At 71.5% G+C, this 20,505-nt stretch carries 17 protein-coding genes; 6 read left to right on the forward strand and 11 right to left on the reverse strand.

The features are described from left to right. Positions 1–52 precede the first annotated feature (52 nt). From UWG_RS0126710 to UWG_RS0126730, 5 genes are all read right to left on the reverse strand, one after another. Positions 53–553, reverse strand: a complete 501-nt coding sequence (locus tag UWG_RS0126710; RefSeq protein WP_016910257.1) for a hypothetical protein — start codon at positions 551–553, stop codon at positions 53–55. Between the two features lie 121 nt (positions 554–674). Further along, entirely contained in the window at positions 675–2,528 is a 1,854-nt protein-coding gene (ilvD, locus tag UWG_RS0126715; protein WP_016910258.1) for a dihydroxy-acid dehydratase, read from the reverse strand. Between the two features lie 256 nt (positions 2,529–2,784). Next, positions 2,785–3,393, reverse strand: a complete 609-nt coding sequence (locus UWG_RS0126720; RefSeq protein WP_016910259.1) for a TetR/AcrR family transcriptional regulator — start codon at positions 3,391–3,393, stop codon at positions 2,785–2,787. Next, the gene (locus UWG_RS0126725) at positions 3,390–4,190 is read right to left on the reverse strand and encodes a sugar phosphate isomerase/epimerase family protein (RefSeq protein WP_016910260.1); all 801 of its coding nucleotides are present in this window, start codon (positions 4,188–4,190) and stop codon (positions 3,390–3,392) included. The genes UWG_RS0126720 and UWG_RS0126725 overlap by 4 nt, the downstream gene beginning before the upstream one ends. A 117-nt stretch (positions 4,191–4,307) precedes the next feature. Beyond that, positions 4,308–5,237, reverse strand: a complete 930-nt coding sequence (locus tag UWG_RS0126730) for a Ppx/GppA family phosphatase (protein WP_029391801.1) — start codon at positions 5,235–5,237, stop codon at positions 4,308–4,310. Between the two features lie 117 nt (positions 5,238–5,354). Between UWG_RS0126730 and UWG_RS0126735 the strand changes: the two genes are divergently transcribed. Beyond that, positions 5,355–6,224: a DUF3109 family protein gene (locus UWG_RS0126735; protein WP_237720302.1), complete on the forward strand. Its 870-nt coding sequence runs from the start codon at positions 5,355–5,357 to the stop codon at positions 6,222–6,224. Between the two features lie 30 nt (positions 6,225–6,254). Here UWG_RS0126735 and UWG_RS0126740 read toward each other — a convergent pair whose 3' ends face one another. Continuing rightward, complete coding sequence (locus tag UWG_RS0126740) at positions 6,255–7,865, reverse strand: hypothetical protein (RefSeq protein WP_033196398.1); 1,611 nt, start codon at positions 7,863–7,865, stop codon at positions 6,255–6,257. A 218-nt stretch (positions 7,866–8,083) separates the two neighbouring features. Between UWG_RS0126740 and radA the strand changes: the two genes are divergently transcribed. Next, on the forward strand, positions 8,084–9,484 hold the full coding sequence (gene radA / locus UWG_RS0126745; RefSeq protein ID WP_029391802.1) for a DNA repair protein RadA: 1,401 nt from the start codon (positions 8,084–8,086) through the stop codon (positions 9,482–9,484). A gap of 260 nt (positions 9,485–9,744) precedes the next feature. After that, entirely contained in the window at positions 9,745–10,875 is a 1,131-nt protein-coding gene (disA, locus tag UWG_RS0126750) for a DNA integrity scanning diadenylate cyclase DisA (protein ID WP_016910265.1), read from the forward strand. Positions 10,876–11,358: 483 nt separating this feature from the next. Here the strand turns inward: disA and UWG_RS0126755 are convergent, their stop codons facing one another. Beyond that, positions 11,359–12,204 carry a hypothetical protein gene (locus UWG_RS0126755; protein ID WP_050988657.1) on the reverse strand — a complete coding sequence of 282 codons (846 nt, stop codon included), beginning with the start codon at positions 12,202–12,204 and terminating at the stop codon, positions 11,359–11,361. A gap of 388 nt (positions 12,205–12,592) precedes the next feature. Here UWG_RS0126755 and UWG_RS0126760 point away from each other — a divergent pair, with 388 nt between their 5' ends. Then, complete coding sequence (locus UWG_RS0126760; protein ID WP_019549300.1) at positions 12,593–13,552, forward strand: HhH-GPD family protein; 960 nt, start codon at positions 12,593–12,595, stop codon at positions 13,550–13,552. A 47-nt stretch (positions 13,553–13,599) separates the two neighbouring features. Here UWG_RS0126760 and UWG_RS0126765 read toward each other — a convergent pair whose 3' ends face one another. The 3 genes from UWG_RS0126765 to UWG_RS0126775 all read right to left on the reverse strand — a co-directional run bounded on the left by UWG_RS0126765 (position 13,600) and on the right by UWG_RS0126775 (position 15,535). Further along, on the reverse strand, positions 13,600–14,028 hold the full coding sequence (locus UWG_RS0126765; protein ID WP_016910268.1) for a VOC family protein: 429 nt from the start codon (positions 14,026–14,028) through the stop codon (positions 13,600–13,602). Between the two features lie 108 nt (positions 14,029–14,136). Then, on the reverse strand, positions 14,137–14,637 hold the full coding sequence (locus UWG_RS0126770) for a helix-turn-helix transcriptional regulator (RefSeq protein WP_016910269.1): 501 nt from the start codon (positions 14,635–14,637) through the stop codon (positions 14,137–14,139). Between the two features lie 190 nt (positions 14,638–14,827). Beyond that, on the reverse strand, positions 14,828–15,535 hold the full coding sequence (locus UWG_RS0126775; RefSeq protein WP_016910270.1) for a M23 family metallopeptidase: 708 nt from the start codon (positions 15,533–15,535) through the stop codon (positions 14,828–14,830). 447 nt (positions 15,536–15,982) lie between these two features. On the opposite strand from UWG_RS0126775, the gene UWG_RS0126780 reads away from it, so the two are divergent. Further along, on the forward strand, positions 15,983–16,435 hold the full coding sequence (locus UWG_RS0126780; protein WP_237720303.1) for an SdpI family protein: 453 nt from the start codon (positions 15,983–15,985) through the stop codon (positions 16,433–16,435). A gap of 182 nt (positions 16,436–16,617) precedes the next feature. Continuing rightward, entirely contained in the window at positions 16,618–17,550 is a 933-nt protein-coding gene (locus UWG_RS0126785) for a hypothetical protein (RefSeq protein ID WP_016910272.1), read from the forward strand. Positions 17,551–17,653: 103 nt separating this feature from the next. Here the strand turns inward: UWG_RS0126785 and UWG_RS0126790 are convergent, their stop codons facing one another. Continuing rightward, positions 17,654–20,179: an ATP-dependent Clp protease ATP-binding subunit gene (locus UWG_RS0126790; protein WP_016910273.1), complete on the reverse strand. Its 2,526-nt coding sequence runs from the start codon at positions 20,177–20,179 to the stop codon at positions 17,654–17,656. Between the last annotated feature and the right edge of the window lie 326 nt (positions 20,180–20,505).

The following is a 20,505-nucleotide window of genomic DNA, read 5'->3' on the forward strand; positions in this document are numbered from 1 at the left end:
AGCTGGACGTGGCGGCGGGGAGTCAGCGCGCTGTGCCCCAAGGCACGCGGCGTCAGCGGCGGCGGGAGCGGCGCTTCGCTGCGGGGTTGCCGGTGCGGGCGGCGCGGCGGCGGCGGTGGCGGGCGAGGGCTTGCTCGTACTCCGCGCGGGCGAGCTTCTCTCCGGGTGCCTCGACGACAGTGCGGAGGGCGTAGGCGAGGAGCACGCCGACGAAGCCGACCAGCCGGATGCTCCGCATCGAGGATTCGACCGACGCGTCCTTGGCGTCGGGACGCCGGCTGTACGAGCCGAGCGTGCGGGAGAAGGCGAGCGCGCTGCACACGGCGAAGGCGAGGACGAGCAGCAGCTCCGCCCAACTGCCCACCTCCGCGACGGCGACGCCTTCGTAGGCGAAACGCAGCAGGAACGCACCGAGGACGGCGGCGACCACCGCCCCGAGGCCGAGGCCGACGCGGCGCAGGGCGTAGCCGGCGGAGTGGTCGACCCAGGTGGTGCCGTAGAAGCGGATCTGCTCGGGGGTGGGCTCGCTGGCGGATCGGTCGTTGTCGGGCACGGTGCCGATTATCCACAGGGAGGATGCACGCCGTACGGGCGGCCTCGGCCGGTCGGCGGGCGACTACGGGAACGGACGGGGCCCGCTGCCGGCGAGCAGCGAGCCCCGCTCCGGAAGCGGGTCAGCGCTCCAGGAGGCCGAGGTCGCGGACCGCGCCCTTGTCGGCGCTCGTGGCCATTGCCGCGTAGGCGCGGAGGGCCGTGGAGACCTTGCGCTCCCTGGACTTGGGGGCGTACGCGCCGGCGAGGGCTTCGCGGCGCGAGGCGAGCTCGTCCTCGGGGACGTTGAGGTTCAGGGTGCGCTGCGGGATGTCGATGACGACCTCGTCCCCGTCCTCGACGAGGGCGATGGCGCCGCCGCCCGCCGCCTCGGGGGAGACGTGCCCGATCGAAAGGCCGGAAGTGCCGCCGGAGAAGCGGCCGTCGGTGATGAGGGCGCACGCCTTGCCGAGGCCCCTGCCCTTGAGGAAGGAGGTCGGGTAGAGCATCTCCTGCATCCCGGGGCCGCCCTTGGGGCCCTCGTAGCGGATGACGACGACGTCGCCCTCCTTCACCGTCTTGTTGAGGATGCGCTCCACTGCCTCCTCCTGGGACTCGCAGACGACGGCGGGGCCCCGGAAGGTGAGGATCGACTCGTCGACGCCTGCCGTCTTCACGACGCAGCCGTTCTCCGCGAGGTTGCCGTGGAGAACGGCGAGGCCGCCCTCGGAGGAGTAGGCGTGCTCGACGTCCCGGATGCAGCCGTGTGCGGCGTCGGTGTCGAGGGTGTCCCAGCGCTCGGACTGGGAGAACGCCTCGGCCGAGCGGACGCAGCCGGGGGCGGCGTGGAAGAGCTGGAGCGCCTCGGCTGACGGGGAGCCGCCGCGGATGTCCCAGCTCTTCAGCCAGTCGGCGAGCGAGGGGGCGTGGACGGTGTGGACGTCCTCGTTGAGCATGCCGCCGCGGTAGAGCTCGCCGAGGATGGCGGGGATGCCGCCGGCGCGGTGGACGTCCTCCATGTAGTAGGTGCGGCCTTCGGCGACGTTGGGGGCGACCTTGCTCAGGCACGGCAGGCGCTTCGAGAGAGCGTCGATGTCGGCCATCGTGAAGTCGAGCTCGGCCTCCTGGGCGGCAGCGAGGAGGTGGAGGATCGTGTTCGTGGAGCCGCCCATGGCGATGTCGAGGGCCATGGCGTTCTCGAACGCGGGGCGGCTTCCGACGTTCCGCGGGAGGACCGTCTCGTCGCCCTCGTCGTAGTGGCGGCGGGCGAGCTCGACGACGGTGCGGCCGGCGTTCTCGTAGAGGTCGCGGCGCGCGGTGTGGGTGGCGAGGACGGAGCCGTTGCCCGGGAGGGCGAGGCCCATCGCCTCGGTGAGGCAGTTCATCGAGTTGGCGGTGAACATCCCGGAACAGGAGCCGCAGGTGGGGCAGGCGCTGTCCTCGATCCGGCGCAGGTCCTCGTCGGAGACGGACTCGTCGGCCGAGTCGGAGATGGCGGTGATGAGGTCGAGCTTGCGGACGGAGCCGTCGACGAGGGTGGCCGTGCCCGACTCCATCGGGCCGCCCGAGACGAAGACCGTGGGGATGTTGAGGCGCATCGCCGCCATCAGCATCCCGGGGGTGATCTTGTCGCAGTTCGAGATGCAGATCAGTGCGTCCGCGCAGTGCGCTTCCGTCATGTACTCGACGGAGTCGGCGATGAGGTCGCGGGACGGCAGGGAGTAGAGCATGCCGCCGTGGCCCATCGCGATGCCGTCGTCGACGGCGATGGTGTTGAACTCGCGCGGGATGCCGCCGCCCGCCTTGATCGCGTCGCTGACGATGCGGCCGACGGGCTGGAGGTGGGTGTGCCCCGGGACGAACTCGGTGAAGCTGTTGGCCACGGCCACGATCGGCTTCCCGAAGTCCTCACGGGCTACCCCGGATGCCTGCATGAGGGCGCGCGCCCCTGCCATGTTGCGGCCGTGGGTGACGGTGCGGGACCTGAGCTCGGGCATGGCTGCTCCACTCCCTTGTGAGCACGTGTTGTGCGTACGACGGGCGCGCCCGTCCCGCTGTGCCGGAGGTCGACTGCGGTCTCGACCGTCGGCCGCTGCGGGCCGGAACGTGCACTCCTGAGTCATCGAGCCTACGCCCGGGGACCGCGATCCGGACCCGTGGTTCGGATGATGAGACCGGTCCGAGTGCTCCTGAGGTACGCGTACCGCGGCCGGCGCCCGCAGCCGCCGGTGCGCCGTGACGTGAGCGTCAAGGTCAGGGATCGGTCAGATGCCGCTGCACGATCGGCGCGATGCGTGCGACGACGTCCTCGAGCGGTCGCGAAGCGAGCGGCTCGATCTTGATGACGTACCGGAGCAGCGCGGCCCCCACCAGTTGCGTCGCAGCCAGCTCGACGCGGAACTCGGGGTCCGGGACCGACACTAGGCCGGCGACCCGGGACATCAGGTTCTTGGTGATCAGGCCGCGGAAGACGGCGGCCGCCTGCTCGTTGCTGACGGCCGAGCGGACGATGGCCACCAGGGGTTCGCACGTCTCGGGGTTCTCCCAGACGTCGAGGAAGGTCCTGGCCACCGCCTCGCCCAAGCCGTCGGGCGTACTCGCGGCGAGCGCGTCCGGCACCTTCAGCACCGGCGCCAGCGCGCCCTCGACGGCCGCGCCGAAGACCTGCTCCTTCGTGCCGAAGTAGTGGTGGACCAGCGCCGGGTCGACGTCGGCGCCGCGTGCGATCGCACGGATCGACGCCTTGTCGTAGCCCCGGCCGGCGAACTCGGCGCGCGCCGAGGCGAGGATGCGCTCCCTCGTGCCGGGGCCCGCGCCCTCGTCGCGCGGGGGCCTGCCGCGCCCTCGACGTCCCGCGGTCACGCGCCGGCCCCGCCTGCGAGGTGGCGGCGCGTGAAGGCGAGCGCCTCCGCGAGGTCGGCCTCGCGCTCGGCGGCCGACATGGCCCGCCTGGTGTTCACCTCGACGACGACGTGTCCGTCGTACCCGTGCTCCGCGAGCTGTTGCAGCAGCTCGGCGCAGGGCTGATTGCCGCGACCGGGTACGAGGTGCTCGTCCTTGCTGGAGCCGACGCCGTCGGCGATGTGCACGTGGCCGAGGCGGTCCCCCATGCGAGCCGCCATGGCGAGGGTGTCGGTGCGGGCCGTCGCGGTGTGGGAGAGGTCGATCGTGAAGTGCCGGTAGTCGTCGGTGGTCGGGTCCCAGTCGGGGGCGTAGGCGAGCATCTCGCGATCGCGGTAGCGCCAGGGGTACATGTTCTCGACCGCGAACCTGACGTCGGTCTCGTCCGCCATCCGCCACACGCCGCGCACGAAGTCCCGTGCGTACGACCGCTGCCAGCGGAAGGGCGGATGGACGACGACGGTGGAGGCGCCGAGGCTCTCCGCCGCGCTCCGTGCCCGCTTCAACTTCTCCCACGGATCCTTCGACCAGACGCGCTGGGTGATCAGCAGGCAGGGGGCGTGGACGGCGAGGATCGGGACCCCGTGGAAGTCGGAGAGGCGGCGGAGTGCCTCGATGTCCTGGCTCACCGGGTCGGTCCAGACCATCACCTCGACGCCGTCGTAACCCAGGCGTCCCGCGATCTCGAAGGCCGCCGCCGTGGACTCCGGATAGACCGAGGCGGTGGACAACGCGACCTTGGCGCCGGGGATACGCATCGCTCGCTCGACCACGGGCACAGCCTAGAACGCCTGACCGCGGAAGCCCGGGCCGCCCTCGGCCCCGCGACCGCGCACGCGCCCGTGCGGCGGCCCGGCGGGGCGGCTCGGGTTCCGCTACGCGGTGTCCAGGTGGTCGAGGCGGCGCAGGATGACGCCCTCGCGCAGCGCCCACGGGCACGTCTCCAGAACGTCGACGCCGAAGAGGTCCATGGCGCCCTCCGCGACGAGCGCCCCCGCCGGGAGCTGCCGTGCTCGCCCCCTGGAGACGCCGGGGAGCGCGGCCCGCTCGTCGGACGGCATCGCGGCGAGCTTCGGCACCCAGCTCTCGAGCGCCTCGCGGGTGAGCTGCCGCCGTACGTACGGTCCTTCGGAGGAGCGTGCGGCTCCCGTCAGGCGGGCCAGCTGCTTGAAGGTCTTCGATGTGCCGACGACGTGGTCCGGCCGTCCGAGCCGGGTGAAGTCCCCCACCGTACGGGCGATTTCGGCGCGCACGTGCCGCCGCAACGAGCGGAAGGCGCCGGCCTCGGGCGGGTCGCCCGGCAGCGTCGAGGTGAGCCGGCCGGCGCCGAGCGGGAGGGAGACGGCGGCGTCGGGCTGCTCGTCGATCCCGTACGCCATCTCCAGGGAGCCGCCGCCGATGTCGAGGACGAGGAGCCGCCCCGCGGACCACCCGAACCAGCGCCGCGCGGCGAGGAAGGTGAGCCGCGCCTCCTCGGGGCCCGAGAGGACCTGGAGTTTGACCCCCGTCTCCTCGGCGAGATGCGCGAGGACGCTCTCAGCGTTGCTCGACTCGCGGACGGCCGAGGTGGCGAAGGCGAGGAGGTCCTCGACGCCCTTGTCCTCGGCGGTCCGTGACGCGGTGCGCAGGGCCTCGGCGAGGCGCTCGACGCCCTGCGCGTTGATCGCGCCGCGTGCGTCGAGGAGTTCGGCGAGTTTGAGTTCCTCCTTGTGGGAGTAGGCGGAGAGGGGGCGCGCGCCGGGGTGCGCGTCGACCACCAGCAGATGGACCGTGTTCGAACCCACGTCGAGCACTCCGAGTCTCATGGACAGCACGCTAGCCGCCGTCGCCCGCGCGCGCTGGAAGAGCCGATGGACCGACGGCGAAGGGTCCGTGGGTGCGCCGTGCAAGGGGCGCGCGCTCTCTCTCTTACGCTGGGGCGCGTGGGTACGACGAAAGCGGCGAAGCATATGAACCAGGGCAGTACGGAAGCAGGCGACGTGGGCGTGGACGAAGCGGTGGCGACAACTCCGGGACAGCGCACGGGTCCTGGCCGGGAGGCGCGCGACGAAGAGGTGGGCCTCAACTTCACACGTGCGTGGGTGGAGTTCGACGACCCCGCCGACGAGGAACAGGTCTTCCGGTGCGACCTGACCTGGCTCACGAGCCGCTGGAACTGCATCTTCGGCCGCGGCTGCAGCGGAATCACGCCCGGCCGCGCCGAGGTCGGCTGCTGCACACTGGGCGCGCACTTCACCGACGAGGAGGACGAGGAGCGCGTCGCCGGGCACGTGGCCCGTCTCACACCGGAGCTGTGGGAGAACCACAACATCGGCACGGAGACCGGCTGGACGGAGGTGAACGACGAGGGCGAGCGCCAGACCCGTCGGTACAACGGCGCCTGCATCTTCAACAACTCCCCCGGCTTCCCCGGCGGTCAGGGCTGCGCGCTCCACACGCTCGCCCTCAAGGAGGACCGCGAGCCGCTGGAGACCAAGCCGGAAGTCTGCTGGCAGGTGCCGATCCGCAGGTCGTACGAGTGGGTCGAGCGGCCGGACGGCGAGGAGGTGCTCTACGTCTCCATCGGCGAGTACGACCGCAGGGGTTGGGGCGGCGGCGGGCACGACCTGCACTGGTGGTGCACCGGGGCGCCGTCCGCGCACGGCGCCTCCGAGCCCGTCTACGTCTCCTACGAGCCGGAGCTCACCGAGCTGATGGGCGAGGCCGGCTACGCCAAGCTCGCCGAACTCTGCGAGCAGCGCCTGGCGTCGGAGCTTCCGCTCTTCGCGCCGCACCCGGCCGACCCGGCCTGACGCGGCCGCGCTCGGAGGCGGCCCCGCGCCTCAGCGTGCGGGGAGCGCCGACGGCTGCGTGGACGAGGGCGGGGGTGTGCTTGTCGGGGGCTCGCTCGGCTCCTCCGGCTCGCCGGGGCTCTCCGGGTCCTGCGGTTCCCCGGGGGACTGGGGGTCCTCCGAGTCGTCCGGGGGCTGCGGGTCCGTCGGCGGCCGGGATGGACCGGAAGGGCTCGACGGTACGGAGGAGCCGGCGTCGGGGCCGCCGGGAGACGGGCGGTGCGGCGTGGCGCCGGGCGCCGTGCTGCTGCCGCTCCCCGCGATGCTCACCACGGCGCCCGACGGCGCCACCACCAGCCGCGTCGACCAACGGCCCGAGGGCACACGCGACGCGTCGACGGTGACCCGCACCGTGACGTCGTCGCCCGGCTCCAGCACGCCGTGCGGGGGGACGATGCGCAGCCAGCCGGCCTCGGTGGAGACGGACCAGTGGACGGGCTCGCCGCCGAGGGCGGTGAGGGTGAGGACGACGCCGTCCCCCCGCGGTTCGGCTCGCGTCGCGAGGCGGGAGTCGCCGGCCGGGTGGGTCACGGCCACCGAGACGCGGTGGTCGCCGTCCGCCTTCTTCGGGCGCTGCGGTCCGGCCTGGCCGGCCTTCTCGTAGGGGATCTCCCGTTCGTGGAACTCGGAGGCGGAGCCCGGGCCGCTGCTCTCGGCCGTGTCGGAGGTGCCGCGCCAGGCCGCCCACAGGGTCAGCACCGGAGCGGCGAGGACGGCCGCGACCACGGTGGCGGTCACGGCCCGGCCGCGCAGACGCTCGCGGCGGGCCTCCCGTTCGCGGTCCGCGACGGGGAAGCCGGCGCGGTCGAAGCGCGGCAGCCGTCGGGAGCGGGCGTGCAGGGCCGCTTCGACGGCGGCGTCGATGTCGGCGCGCGGAGCCTCGAGCACCGCGAGGCGGGCGCTGGTCGGCGCGGTGCCGGGCCACCGCACGCCCGACATGGCGCGCTCGGCCGCTCTGCGGCAGCGGTCGCAGTCGTCGATGTGGAGGACGAGTTCGCGTCGCAGCGGGGTGCCGAGGAGGAGCTGCTCCTCCCCCGCGAGACCGGTGACGGCGGGGCAGCCGCCGGACTCGACGACGGCGAGCGCGGCTCTGGTGCGCTCCACTTCGCACGAGGCGTGCGAGACCAGGGCGCTCGCCTCCTGCGTGTCGAGGGACAGCACCGCCGCGACCTCGCGGGCTCCGAGACCGTGGCGCACGGCGAGTTCCAGCGCGTCCCGCTCGACGGGTGTCTGCCCGGACGCCTCCGGCCAGGCGAGCGCGGCGAGTTGGCGACGGCGGTGGGCTCTCGCCTCGCCGGAGAGCTCCGGGCCCTCGGGTTCCCTGGCAGCGGCGAGCCGGTAGGTGCACGACCAGCGGGCGAGGGCGTAGAGCCATGCCCGGTACAGCGCCGGCTCCGCGGGGGCCCGGCCTCGCTCGCGGCGGCGGTGGGCCACGGCGAGGGCCTCCCCGAGGGCGGAGACGGCCGGCTCGTGCTCGCACACGACCGAGAGACAGTAGGTGAACAGGCCGTCGAGATAGCGGTCGTCGCGACGCCGGTGTACCTGGGTGTGCGCCGGTGGTGCGCCGGTGGGGTCTGCGGTGTCTTCGCGCCTGCTGGTCATCACCCGGTGACGGTAGGCGGATGATGGCGTTTTACCGGTCCTGGTTGCGCAGTTTTAATCCGTACGGATGACTATCTGCGGTGAGGACCGACCCGGGTAACGATATCCGCTAAGTACCGCGGCAGGCAGGCGAGTTCGGGTTTCCGCGGTGTACGGCGCGGACGGCCGCCCGGCAGGCGGGCCGCTCTCTGTCGGTGGGCGCGACTACCGTGAGGGCCATGGCAACCCGTAAGTCGTCCGCCAAGGACCGTCCCGCCTACCGCTGTACCGAGTGCGGCTGGCAGACCGCGAAATGGCTCGGGCGGTGCCCCGAGTGCCAGGCGTGGGGCACCGTCGAGGAGGCGGGGAGCCCCGGTGTGCGGACCACGGCCCCCGGCAGGGTCTCCGCTTCTGCGCTGCCCATCGCGCAAGTGGACGGCGAGCAGGCGACGGCGCGGAGCACCGGAGTCCCCGAGTTCGACCGGGTGTTGGGCGGTGGGCTGGTGCCGGGGGCCGTGGTGCTTCTGGCGGGCGAGCCAGGCGTGGGGAAGTCCACGCTTTTGCTCGACGTCGCGGCCCGCGCTTCGGGCTCGGGCCACCGCACCCTGTACGTCACGGGTGAGGAGTCCGCGGGGCAGGTGCGGCTGCGCGCCGACCGGATCGGTGCGCTGAGCGGGGACCTCTACCTCGCGGCGGAGACGGACCTCTCCGCCGTGCTCGGCCATCTCGACGAGGTGAAGCCGTCGTTGCTCGTCCTCGACTCCGTGCAGACCGTCGCCTCGCCCGAACTCGAAGGGGCGCCCGGCGGCATGGCCCAGGTGCGCGAAGTGGCGGGCGCTCTGATCCGTGCCTCCAAGGAGCGGGGGATGTCGACGCTGCTCGTCGGCCACGTCACCAAGGACGGAGCGATCGCGGGGCCGCGGCTGTTGGAGCATCTCGTCGACGTCGTGCTGCACTTCGAAGGCGACAGGCACGCGAGACTGCGCCTCGTCCGCGGCGTGAAGAACCGCTACGGGACGACCGACGAGGTCGGGTGCTTCGAGCTGCACGACGAGGGGATCACCGGCCTCGCCGACCCCTCCGGGCTCTTCCTCACACACCGTGCCGAGCCCGTCCCCGGCACCTGCCTCACCGTGACACTCGAGGGTCGGCGGCCGCTCGTCGCCGAAGTGCAGGCGCTCACCGTCGACAGCCAGATCCCGTCACCGCGCAGAACCACCTCGGGGTTGGAGACCTCCCGAGTCTCCATGATGCTCGCCGTGTTGGAGCAGCGCGGGCGGATCAGCGCGCTCGGCAAGCGGGACATCTACAGCGCCACGGTGGGCGGCGTGAAGCTCACCGAGCCGGCCGCCGACCTCGCCGTCGCGCTGGCGCTGGCGAGCGCCGCCTCGGACACGCCGCTGCCGAAGAACCTCGTCGCGGTCGGGGAGGTCGGGCTCGCGGGGGAAGTACGGCGGGTGACCGGTGTGCAGCGGCGGCTCTCCGAAGCCGCGCGGCTCGGCTTCACGCACGCGCTCGTCCCCGCGGACCCGGGCCGGATACCGGACGGCATGCGCGTGTTGGAGGTGGCCGATGTCGGCGAGGCGCTGCGCGTGCTGCCGAAACGGCCGGTGCGCCGGGACGAGGAGCCCGTCGGCTGAGAGTGTCGGCAGACGAGTGGACCCGCCGACGGCCGTCCGCGGTCGGGGAGTTCGGCCTCGCACAACGCCCGGCCACGGCGGTCCCGCACGGTCGTGAGTGCGCCGCCGGTAGACTTTGCCCCGGTCTTGCCCGTCGCCTGCGACATGCCGGCAGGCATGTACGACGAACCGCTTGTGACAAACCAGTTGCGGCGATCCTGCCGGCGGATGCACGTCAACGACCCGATGCCGACAGGCACCCGCACGACCGAAGGAGTGCAGTGGCAGCCAACGACCGGGCAACAGCCCCCGGAAGGGCCGGCCAGAGCGCCGGCGCCGAGGGTCTGATGCGCGCCTCGCTGAGTGCGGTCGCTCCGGGCACAGCGCTCCGCGACGGCCTGGAGCGCGTACTGCGCGGCAACACCGGGGGATTGATCGTCCTCGGGATGGACAGGTCGGTGGAGGCGCTGTGCACCGGCGGCTTCGTCCTCGACGTGGACTTCTCGGCGACGCGTCTGCGTGAGCTGTGCAAACTGGACGGGGCGCTCATCCTCGACCGCGACATCTCGAAGATCGTCCGTGCCGGGGTCCAGCTCGTCCCCGACGCCTCCATCGAGACGGAGGAAACCGGCACCCGGCACCGGACGGCGCAGCGGGTGTCGATCCAGACGGGTTTCCCCGTCGTCTCGGTGAGCCAGTCGATGCGGCTCATCGCGCTGTACGTCGACGGACAGCGCCGCGTCCTGGAGGACTCGGCCGCGATCCTCTCCCGAGCCAACCAGGCGCTCGCGACGCTGGAGCGGTACAAGCTCCGCCTCGACGAAGTGGCGGGCACGCTCTCGGCCCTGGAGATCGAGGACCTGGTGACGGTGCGCGACGTCACCGCCGTCGCGCAGCGCCTGGAAATGGTGCGGCGCATCGCCACGGAGATCGCGGAGTACGTCGTCGAGCTGGGGACCGACGGGCGGCTGCTCTCGCTCCAGCTCGACGAGCTCATCGCCGGTGTGGAGCCGGAACGCGAACTCGTCGCGCGCGACTACGTACCGCAGGCCGCCGGTTCGGGCCGCCGCGCCCGCACCGTCGCCGAGGCCCTCACCGAGCTGGACCGGCTCACCCACACGGAACTCCTCGAACTCGCCACCGTGGCGAGGGCGTTGGGGTACAGCGGCTCGCCGGAGACCCTCGACTCGGCCGTCTCGCCGCGCGGGTTCCGCCTGTTGGCCAAGGTGCCGCGGCTGCCGGGCACCATCATCGAGCGGCTCGTGGAGCACTTCGGAGGACTCCAGAAGCTGCTCGCGGCGAGCGTCGACGACCTTCAGGCGGTGGAGGGGGTCGGCGAGGCCAGGGCTCGCTCCGTCCGCGAAGGCCTCTCCCGGCTCGCGGAGTCCTCGATCCTGGAGCGGTACGTCTGAGAGTTGCCCGGTGGGAGCCGGGGCGGGCACCGCCGTCGTCGGCGGCTCCAGGGGGCCGTGGGCTGCCGGACGAGCGGCGGCCAGGCGGCGGGCCGCCGGCGAGCGGTGTCCGGCCGTGGGTCGCGAGGGGCTCGGGGCCTGGCATGGACGCTCCTTCGTGCCGGCTGCCCCACGGCCGGCCCGCCGGGGCGGGAGGCGACTTGGTGGGGGCCGCCCGTGCTTGCACGTGACCCGCCCTCGGTCGCTTTTCAACGGGCGCCCGCAGCGACCGTGTTGCAGGGGCGCCGCCCGTGCTTCAGCGTTCTCCGCAGTGAGGTGAGGCCGTCGGGTGAGGAGTCCCGGGGACGCCCAACAGCCCGGCGTCGGCCCACTCTCAGCAGCCCGAGGGCGCGAGCGAGGTGAGCGAACCGGTCGCGCATCCTCCGGAACCGGCGCACAGCTCGTCGAGGTGCGGCCTCGTCCTTCGACGGGGGCCGCCGAAGGTCAGTCCAGCGTGAACTTGGCGCTCACCTTCCGCAGGCCGTTCAGATCCACCTCGATCCGGTAGTCGCCGGTGGAGACCGAACTGCTGCGGGGAGTGGCGCAGTTGGCGGCGTTGGCCTTGCGGTACCAGGAGAAGGTGCGTGTGGTCTCGCGGTTGGCGGGGAGCTGTACGTACGCCGGCTTCTCGGTGCGCGGGCAGTGATCGGAGGCCCAGACGGTCGCGCCCTCCGAGTCCTTCACCGTGACGACGGTCGCCGTGGGGCCGAAGTCGAGCTTGCAAGCCGTGGCACGGTTGTTCTCGACTGCCAGCTTGAACCGTGGTCGCGTACTGCTGCCGTACGTCTTCTTGACGCTCTTCAGGGAGAACTCGACATCTCCCTCACGGCACTCGGGCAGAGAGGACCCGGCGGGCACGCCGCCCTCGTCGCTCCCGGCCCCTTCCCCGCCGGACCCTCCCGCCGTGCCGGAACCGGAGCCGGCGCCGCCGCCCGCATCGCCCCATCCCGAGCCGCCGGTGGAACCGCCGCCCTTCGAGTCGTCGGCGTCGCTCCCGTCCCCGTCGTCCGAGCCGGAGGAGCCGCCTTCCGAGGCCTCGGAACCGCTCTCCTCGTCCCGGCCGCCGGGGCGTTCACTGATCCCGGGGCCTGAGCCCGAGGGCCCCGGAGTGATCGTGGCTGCAGGACCGCCGCCGCCCTTGCTGTCGTCGCTGGTGGACTCGCCCCCGTCACGGAAGACGGCCCAGACGACGACCACGGCCAGGAGTGCCAGGACGGCAACGGCAACTGCCCTTCGACGCCAGTAGATGGAGGAAGGGAGCGGCCCGATCGGATTGCGCAGAGATCCCACGCGGAAACCTTACGAGACATCAGCCACACGGCCGACCCGCGCCCGCCAGATACTGCACGATTGGGACCGTCTCCGTGCACACGGGGAGCCAACTCGCTGACCTGAGCAGCAGGTGGGGCCCACCACCCCGGCTGCGTCCACCACTTCGGGGCCGGCGCGACGCGAGTTGACGAATGCGCCTTCGCCTCCTGACGTTTCGCCGCGAGCCCACCTCCTCGTCTGCGCGCAGGGCCGCTGGGGGCCGTCGTCCAGAGAAGCAGGACGAGCACCATCACACGCGCGAAGCGGGCCGGAACCCCGCACACGGCCGTATGGACGTCGGGTGTGGGCGGCTGTGCCGCGTGGCCGTTTTCCCACGGGCGAGCTACATGCCAGGATCGGCTCTGCCATGACTGCGACCACCGAGACTTCCTCCGCCGACTCTCCGGCGCCACGGACATCCCCTTCCTCTGTCGATTCCCCCGTCGAGCGCGCGGCCAGCGAGTTCCACGCCCCTGTGATCGACTGGTTTGCCGAGCACGCCCGGGACCTTCCCTGGCGGCGCCCCGAGGCTGGCGCCTGGGGCGTGATGGTCAGCGAGTTCATGCTGCAGCAGACCCCGGTCAACAGGGTGTTGCCTGTCTACGAGGAGTGGCTCTCGCGCTGGCCCCGCCCCGCCGATCTTGCAGCCGAAGAGCCGGGCGAAGCCGTGCGTGCCTGGGGCCGCCTCGGTTATCCGCGACGGGCGCTGCGGCTCCACGGCGCGGCAGCCGCCATAGCGGAACGCCACGGAGGCGACGTGCCGGAAGACCATGCGCAGCTTCTCGCTCTTCCCGGAGTGGGTGAGTACACCGCAGCCGCCGTCGCTTCGTTCGCCTACGGACGGCGGCACGCTGTGCTCGACACCAATGTGCGACGGGTCTTTGCACGTGCCGTCAACGGGCGCGAGTTCCCACCGAACGCGACGACCGCGGCCGAGCGGAAGCTGGCCCGCGCCATGCTGCCCGAGGAGGACTCCACGGCAGCGAGTTGGGCCGCCGCGACGATGGAGCTGGGCGCGCTGGTGTGCACTGCACGGAGCCCCGAGTGCGGACGCTGTCCCGTCGCACAGCTCTGTGCCTGGCGGCTCGCAGGTTCCCCTCCGCACCAGGGTCCGGCACGACGCGTGCAGTCCTATGCCGGCACCGACCGCCAGGTGCGCGGGCGGCTGCTCGCCGTGCTCCGGGAGGCCCATCACCCCGTGCCGCAGGCAGTCCTGGACAGGGTGTGGCATGAACCGGTGCAGCGGGCTCGCGCCCTCGACGGCTTGGTGGCCGACGGGCTCGTCGAACCGCTCGCCGGCGGGGTCTACCGCCTCCCCCGGGGCTGAGGCTCCGGGCGGCACGGCCTCCGGCCGGAGGCCGTGCCGTGTGACGTTCACTGCTCCTTCTCCTTCTCGGCCGCGCGGGGCTGAGTGAGCGCGCACCAGTTGCCGCTGTCGTCGCGGAACATCGCCTCGGTGCCGTACGGACGCTCCTGTGGCTCCAGGACGAACTCGACGCCGCGCTGCTCGAGTCGGCGATGCTCCGCCCGGCAGTCGTCGGTGTGGAAGGCGCAGACTCCGAGCACGCCCTTGGCGACCAGCGTGCTGAGGGCCTCCGCCGACTCCGGGTCGAGACCCGGCCCGTCGGTCGGCATGACGGCGATCTCGGGACGCTCCACGCCCGGCACCCCGACCGTGATCCAACGCGCACTCCCCTCTCTCACGTCGCACCGCAGCTCAAGGCCGAGCTTCTCCGTGCAGAAGGCGAGAGTGCGCTCCTGGTCGGTGGACCAGAGGGTGGTGAAGGCGAGTTCGGTGATCATACGGGAGCTCCCCGGACAGTTACGGGCCATACGGACGGGCGGCTCGCAGCGGTGGACGCCGTGCGCTCGGGCTCCCCAACTGCCCCTTCACCGTATGCAGTCGGCCGCTCACCGCGCTTCTTCCAGATTGCCCTCTTCACCGGAACCCTCGACTCCGTGGCCGCCGACGCCGGCCGCCGCAGCCCTGCACCGGGCCCGGCCACTCCCTCCAGCACCGCTGAGAAGCCGTGCGTAGCACGTCGGTACACGTCCCCGAACGCCGCCGCGATGGCGTGCCCGATACGCGCCCGGAGCGACACCCGTACGCGCCTTGAAGCGCGTGGAGAAGGTGCCGAGGCTGGCGAAGCCCGCGCGCTCGCAGACCTCCGTGACCGACAGGTCGGCCGCGCGCAGCAGTTCCTCGGCGTGCTCCATGCGCCGGCGTCCCAGGTACCGCAGCGGGGTCTCGCCGTAGGTCCGCTTGAAGGCGCGGAGGAAGTAGTGCGGGGAGTACCCGGCGTGGGCCGCGATGGCGGCGAGGTCGAGGCGAGGGTCCGAACGCCCGCGGTCCATCGCGTCCTTGGCGCGCCGCAACGCCCGCAGGTGTGCCGCGCGCGGGGTGGTCGTCATCGAGCGATCGTGACAGGCGGCAGGGACACCGCCCCGCTGCTTGTGGACAACTTCCGCACCAGCAGACTGTGTTCACTCGCCTTCGTACGGTGGGTCCACCCGACGGCGACGAGCCCGGCGCCCGACCGCGAGGTCGGGCGCCGGGCTCAGTAGACGGGGGGCGGCGGTCCTGGGGACCGCCGCGGACGGGTCACAGCTTCACGCCGTGGTCCTTCAGGGCGTCGACGGGCTCGATCGCGGTCCCGTAGTCGGCCGAGGTACGGAGCTCGAAGTGGAGGTGGGGACCGGAGGAGTTACCGGTGTTACCGGACTTCGCGATCTCCTCGCCGGCCTTCACCTTGTCGCCGACCTTGACGTCGACGGAGCTGAGGTGGGCGTACTGCGAGAACTGGCCGTTGTCGTGCTTGACCACGACGGCGTTGCCGTATGCGGGGCCGTCGCCCGCACCGTTGCCGCCGGCCTTGACGACGGTGCCGCTGTTCACGGACTCGACACCGGTACCTGTCGGCACGGCGAAGTCCTGGCCGGAGTGGCCGGAGGCCCAGCGTCCGCCGTCCTTGCCGTACGTCGCGCTCAACTCGTAGTCGCCGGCGATCGGCGACGTCCAGCCGTTGCCCCGCTCGGAGTTCCGCTCGGCCTTCTCGTCGGCCTTGCGGTCGTCGGCGGCCTTCTTCTTCGCGTCCGCGTCCTTCAGCTGGTTGTCGGCCTGCGCGCGGGCAGAACCGGCGATCTGCGACGCGGTACCCGCGGCAAAGGCGTCCGAGTGGCCGCCGTCTGCGGCTATGGCACTGCCAGCGCCCAGGGCCATCGAGGCGCTGAACCCTGCCGCCAGGACGACCGCCCGGGTGCGGCGGTTGCCGAGGGCCTGGGTCATGCGCTTCGCGGTGGTCTTGGACATGAGGGAGTTACCTCCGGATGTGGGGGGTTGCTTCCTGATTGCCTCAAGAAGCATGTCCAGTGATAACGGACGCCTAGGGGGACATCAAGGATTGCTCCTACTAAGAGCGGCAGTAATGACATGGACTCCAAAGAGTAATAAACCAGGCAAACCGCTCATAACTCTGCCATCTCCCCCGGTACGGCGAAGAAACTGCAAGCCCGCCGCCCGAAGGCCCGCGTCGCCGTCTCCTAATTCCGTTCGTAGGCACGCCATCCCCTGTGCGTGAGCCCACACCCGGCCCCCTCCGGAGCGCCCCGCGAAGTGACCCCGTTCACTCCGCTCGCGGTGGCCCGGCGCCTCAACACCCGCCGCCAGCAGGCCGCATGAACCGCGTGCAACGGGTTAGGTAGCCCCGAGGACGAGGGTGTCCGCCCTCGGCCACCAGCCGACACGGGGAGAGCAACGATGGCGTGCGCAGCAGCCCTGGCCCAAGCAGCCGGCACCGCAAGGGAGGTGCGGCCGCACGACGTGGCCTGGACCACACTCGCGCTCGACGAGGACGGGGCCGGAACCCGCCTACTCGTCGGCGCCGTACTGCTGTTGGCAGCGGTCGCCCTCCTCGTCACCGCCTGGCTCGGCACCACGGAGCGGCTCCCCCGCAACCGCTTCGTCGGCGTACGCACACGCCGCAGCCTCTCGGGCGACGTCGCGTGGCGAGCGGCCAACAAGGCCGCCGCTCCCGCCTTCTACGCCGCCGGCGGTGTCCTCCTCGTCGCCGCCGTGCTCGGCGCCGCGCTCCCCGGCGAGACCGTACGCAGCATCGTGTCGATCACGAGTGGCGGGATCTGCGTCCTCTTCGCGCTGCTCGGCCTCTGGCAGGGACAGCGCGCCGCCGGGGATGCACACGGCCGGGGATGACGTCGCCGCAGGCCGTGCCCGGACCCCAACTGGGCGGTGTCCGGCGGTGGTTGTGGCTCCGGCGCTGAAGGTAACAGCATGTCCACAGCATGCACACACACGGTTGACACCCGAGCACCGCAGGAGAAGCCTGAACGCGGCGGGCGACGACCGTTCCGCGCCGGGGAGATCGGGGAGGGGCCATGGCGGGTGTCGGGCGCGGAGGTGCGCGCGGGCTGGTGGCCGGCGCCGTGGTGCTCCTGCTGCCGCTGGCAGCCTGCTCGTCGGCGGAGGACGAGGCGGCGCCGGCGGGTGAACGGAAGAGCGCCAGCCCGTCCCCGACCGTAGAACCGGCCGAGTACGAAGCGGAGTTGACCGAGGCGCTGAAGCCCTTCAACAGGGCGCTGGCGGACGTCGACTCGGCGTCGGGCGCGAAGAACCTGGAGAAAGCGGTGGACGAGGCAGCGGGAGAAGCCGAGTCCGCCGTGGAGCGGCTCACCGCGGTCAAGGCACCCGACGACGCCTTCGAGACGCAGTCCGAACTCGCCGGGGCGCTCACCAGGTATGCCCAGGAACTCGGCGACGCGGTGAAGGGCGACAGCCGCTGCGCCGTCGCCCCGCGCAGCGAACTCCACGACGCCCGGGCCCGGAAGGACGCCCACGAGGCGATCGAGCGCCTCGCCGACCTCGGGTACTCCGCGAAACTGCGCAAGGTGAGGACGGAGAAGCCGAAGAAGCGCAGGCTCGCCAACGGCGCCTTCGTCGAAGGCGGCCCGGGCGGCGGCCTCGGCAGGCTCACCCTGCGCAACGGCTCCGAGTCGGACGCGGCGGTCACCTTCGCTCGCGGCCGGTCGCCCGTCTTCACGATCTACCTGCGGAAGGGCAAGACCACACGGGTGAACAACGTCGCCAACGGTACGTACACGGTCTTCTTCACCACGGGCACGGACTGGAACTCCGGCGAGAAGGCGTTCAGCCGCGGCTGCTCCTTCGAGAAGTTCGACGACAAGGCGAAGTTCACCACCCGGTCCGTCCAGGGCGGCACGCAGTACTCGGTGCTCACCTTCTCCCTGCAGAAGTCGCTCGGCGGCAACGCCACGACCAGCGAGGTGCCGGAGGGCGCGTACCCGTCCTGAGCTTTCTCGGACACGTACCGCCGTCGGACGGCGCAGAACGGGCGAGGGCCGGCACCCACGGAGTGTGGGTGCCGGCCCTCGTGCCGACGGAATCGCCTGCCGCTCAGCCCTCCTTGGAGAGGTTCGGCCCGCCTCCGGCGGCCGACTCCACCGGGGGAGCGTCCGGCAGCGCGGACTTCTCCTCGCCCCGGAAGGTGAAGTGCTTGTCCTCACCCTCACCCTCGGTGCCGACGACGACGATGTGGCCCGGACGGAGCTCCCCGAAGAGGATCTTCTCCGAGAGGATGTCCTCCACCTCGCGCTGGATGGTCCGGCGCAGCGGACGGGCACCCATCACCGGGTCGTAGCCCCGCTTGGCGAGCAGCTCCTTGGCCTCCGTGCTGAGCTCGATGCCCATGTCCCGGTCCTTCAGCCGCTCGTCCACCTGGGAGATCATCAGGTCCACGATGCGGACGATGTCCTCGCGGGTGAGCTGGTGGAAGACGACGGTGTCGTCGACGCGGTTGAGGAACTCGGGGCGGAAGTGCTGCTTCAGCTCGTCGTTGACCTTGGCCTTCATCCGGTCGTACCCCGTGCGGACGTCGCCCTGGGCGGCGAAGCCCAGGTTGAAGCCCTTGGAGATGTCCCGGGTGCCGAGGTTGGTCGTCATGATGATGACCGTGTTCTTGAAGTCGACCTCGCGACCCTGGGAGTCGGTGAGGCGGCCGTCCTCCAGGATCTGGAGGAGCGAGTTGAAGATGTCCGGGTGGGCCTTCTCCACCTCGTCGAAGAGGACGACGGAGAACGGCTTGCGGCGGACCTTCTCCGTGAGCTGGCCGCCTTCCTCGTAACCGACGTAACCGGGCGGGGAGCCGAAGAGCCGCGAGACGGTGTGCTTCTCGCTGAACTCCGACATGTCGAGCGAGATCAGCGCCTCCTCGTCGCCGAAGAGGAACTCGGCGAGGGTCTTGCTGAGCTCGGTCTTACCCACACCGGACGGGCCGGCGAAGATGAACGAACCACCGGGCCGCTTCGGGTCCTTGAGGCCCGCACGGGTGCGCCGGATCGCCTGGGAGAGCGCCTTGATGGCGTCCTCCTGGCCGATGACGCGCTTGTGCAGCTCCTCCTCCATGCGCAGCAGCCTGGAGGACTCCTCCTCGGTCAGCCTCATCACCGGGACGCCGGTGGAGGCCGCCAGGACCTCGGCGATCAGCTCCTCGTCGACCTCGGCGACGACGTCCATGTCGCCGGCCTTCCACTCCTTCTCCCGCTTCGCCTTCTGCGCGAGCAGCTGCTTCTCGGTGTCCCGGAGCGAGGCCGCCTTCTCGAAGTCCTGCGAGTCGATCGCGGACTCCTTGTCGCGGCGGACGTTGGCGACCTTCTCGTCGAACTCGCGGAGGTCCGGCGGTGCCGTCATCCGGCGGATGCGCATCCGGGAGCCGGCCTCGTCGATGAGGTCGATCGCCTTGTCGGGGAGGTAGCGGTCGGAGATGTAGCGGTCCGCCAGGGTGGCGGCGCCGACCAGCGCGGCGTCGGTGATCGAGACGCGGTGGTGCGCCTCGTACCGGTCGCGGAGGCCCTTGAGGATCTCGATCGTGTGCGGCAGCGAGGGCTCGGAGACCTGGATCGGCTGGAAGCGGCGCTCCAGGGCTGCGTCCTTCTCGAGGTACTTGCGGTACTCGTCGAGGGTGGTCGCGCCGATCGTCTGCAGCTCGCCCCGGGCGAGCATCGGCTTGAGGATGCTCGCCGCGTCGATCGCGCCCTCCGCGGCACCTGCACCGACGAGGGTGTGCAGCTCGTCGATGAAGAGGATGATGTCGCCGCGAGTGCGGATCTCCTTGAGGACCTTCTTCAGCCGCTCCTCGAAGTCACCGCGGTAGCGGGAGCCTGCGACGAGGGCGCCGAGGTCGAGGGTGTAGAGGTGCTTGTCCTTCAGCGTCTCCGGCACCTCGCCCTTGACGATCGCCTGCGCCAGGCCCTCGACGACGGCGGTCTTGCCGACGCCGGGCTCACCGATCAGCACCGGGTTGTTCTTGGTGCGCCGGGAGAGCACCTGCATGACGCGCTCGATCTCCTGCTCGCGCCCGATGACCGGGTCGAGCTTGGACTCGCGCGCGGCCTGCGTGAGGTTGCGGCCGAACTGGTCCAGGACGAGCGACGTCGAAGGGGTGCCCTCGGCGGGGCCGCCCGCCGTGGCCGCCTCCTTGCCGCCGCTGTAACCGGAGAGCAGCTGGATGACCTGCTGCCGCACCCGGTTGAGGTCGGCGCCGAGCTTCACGAGGACCTGGGCGGCGACGCCCTCGCCCTCGCGGATCAGGCCGAGCAGGATGTGCTCGGTGCCGATGTAGTTGTGGCCGAGCTGAAGGGCCTCGCGGAGCGAGAGCTCCAGGACCTTCTTGGCACGGGGGGTGAAGGGGATGTGGCCCGAGGGCGCCTGCTGGCCCTGGCCGATGATCTCCTCCACCTGCTGGCGGACAGCCTCAAGCGAGATCCCGAGGCTCTCCAGGGCCTTAGCGGCGACACCCTCTCCCTCGTGGATCAGGCCCAGAAGGATGTGCTCGGTGCCGATGTAGTTGTGGTTGAGCATCCGGGCTTCTTCCTGAGCCAGGACGACAACCCGCCGCGCGCGGTCGGTGAACCTCTCGAACATCGTTAATCGCTCCTCAGAGCGGTCAGGCAGTGAGGGGACGCTCCCCTCGCTGTCCTTCCGCAGCTTAGTCCCGCAACGGGGGACCGCTCATTCCAACTGCCGACACCGGTCCATCGTCTCGTGCCCCGGGCAGCCGACAACAGTTCCAACCCGATGGTGCGAGACGATGTTCCCGCAGGCCAGGCGTATCCGCCTGGTTCCACTACGCCGACGGCGAACGTGGCGCCGTCGACACGCCCGTCAGTAACGGACACCGCTGCCCCTCACCCCCGTTCCACCGCTGCCGCCTCCGGAGCACGTGCCGTCTCCACGGACCTCACGAGCCG

Source organism: Streptomyces xiaopingdaonensis, assembly GCF_000262345.1.
Classification (GTDB): Bacteria; Actinomycetota; Actinomycetes; order Streptomycetales; family Streptomycetaceae; genus Streptomyces; species Streptomyces xiaopingdaonensis.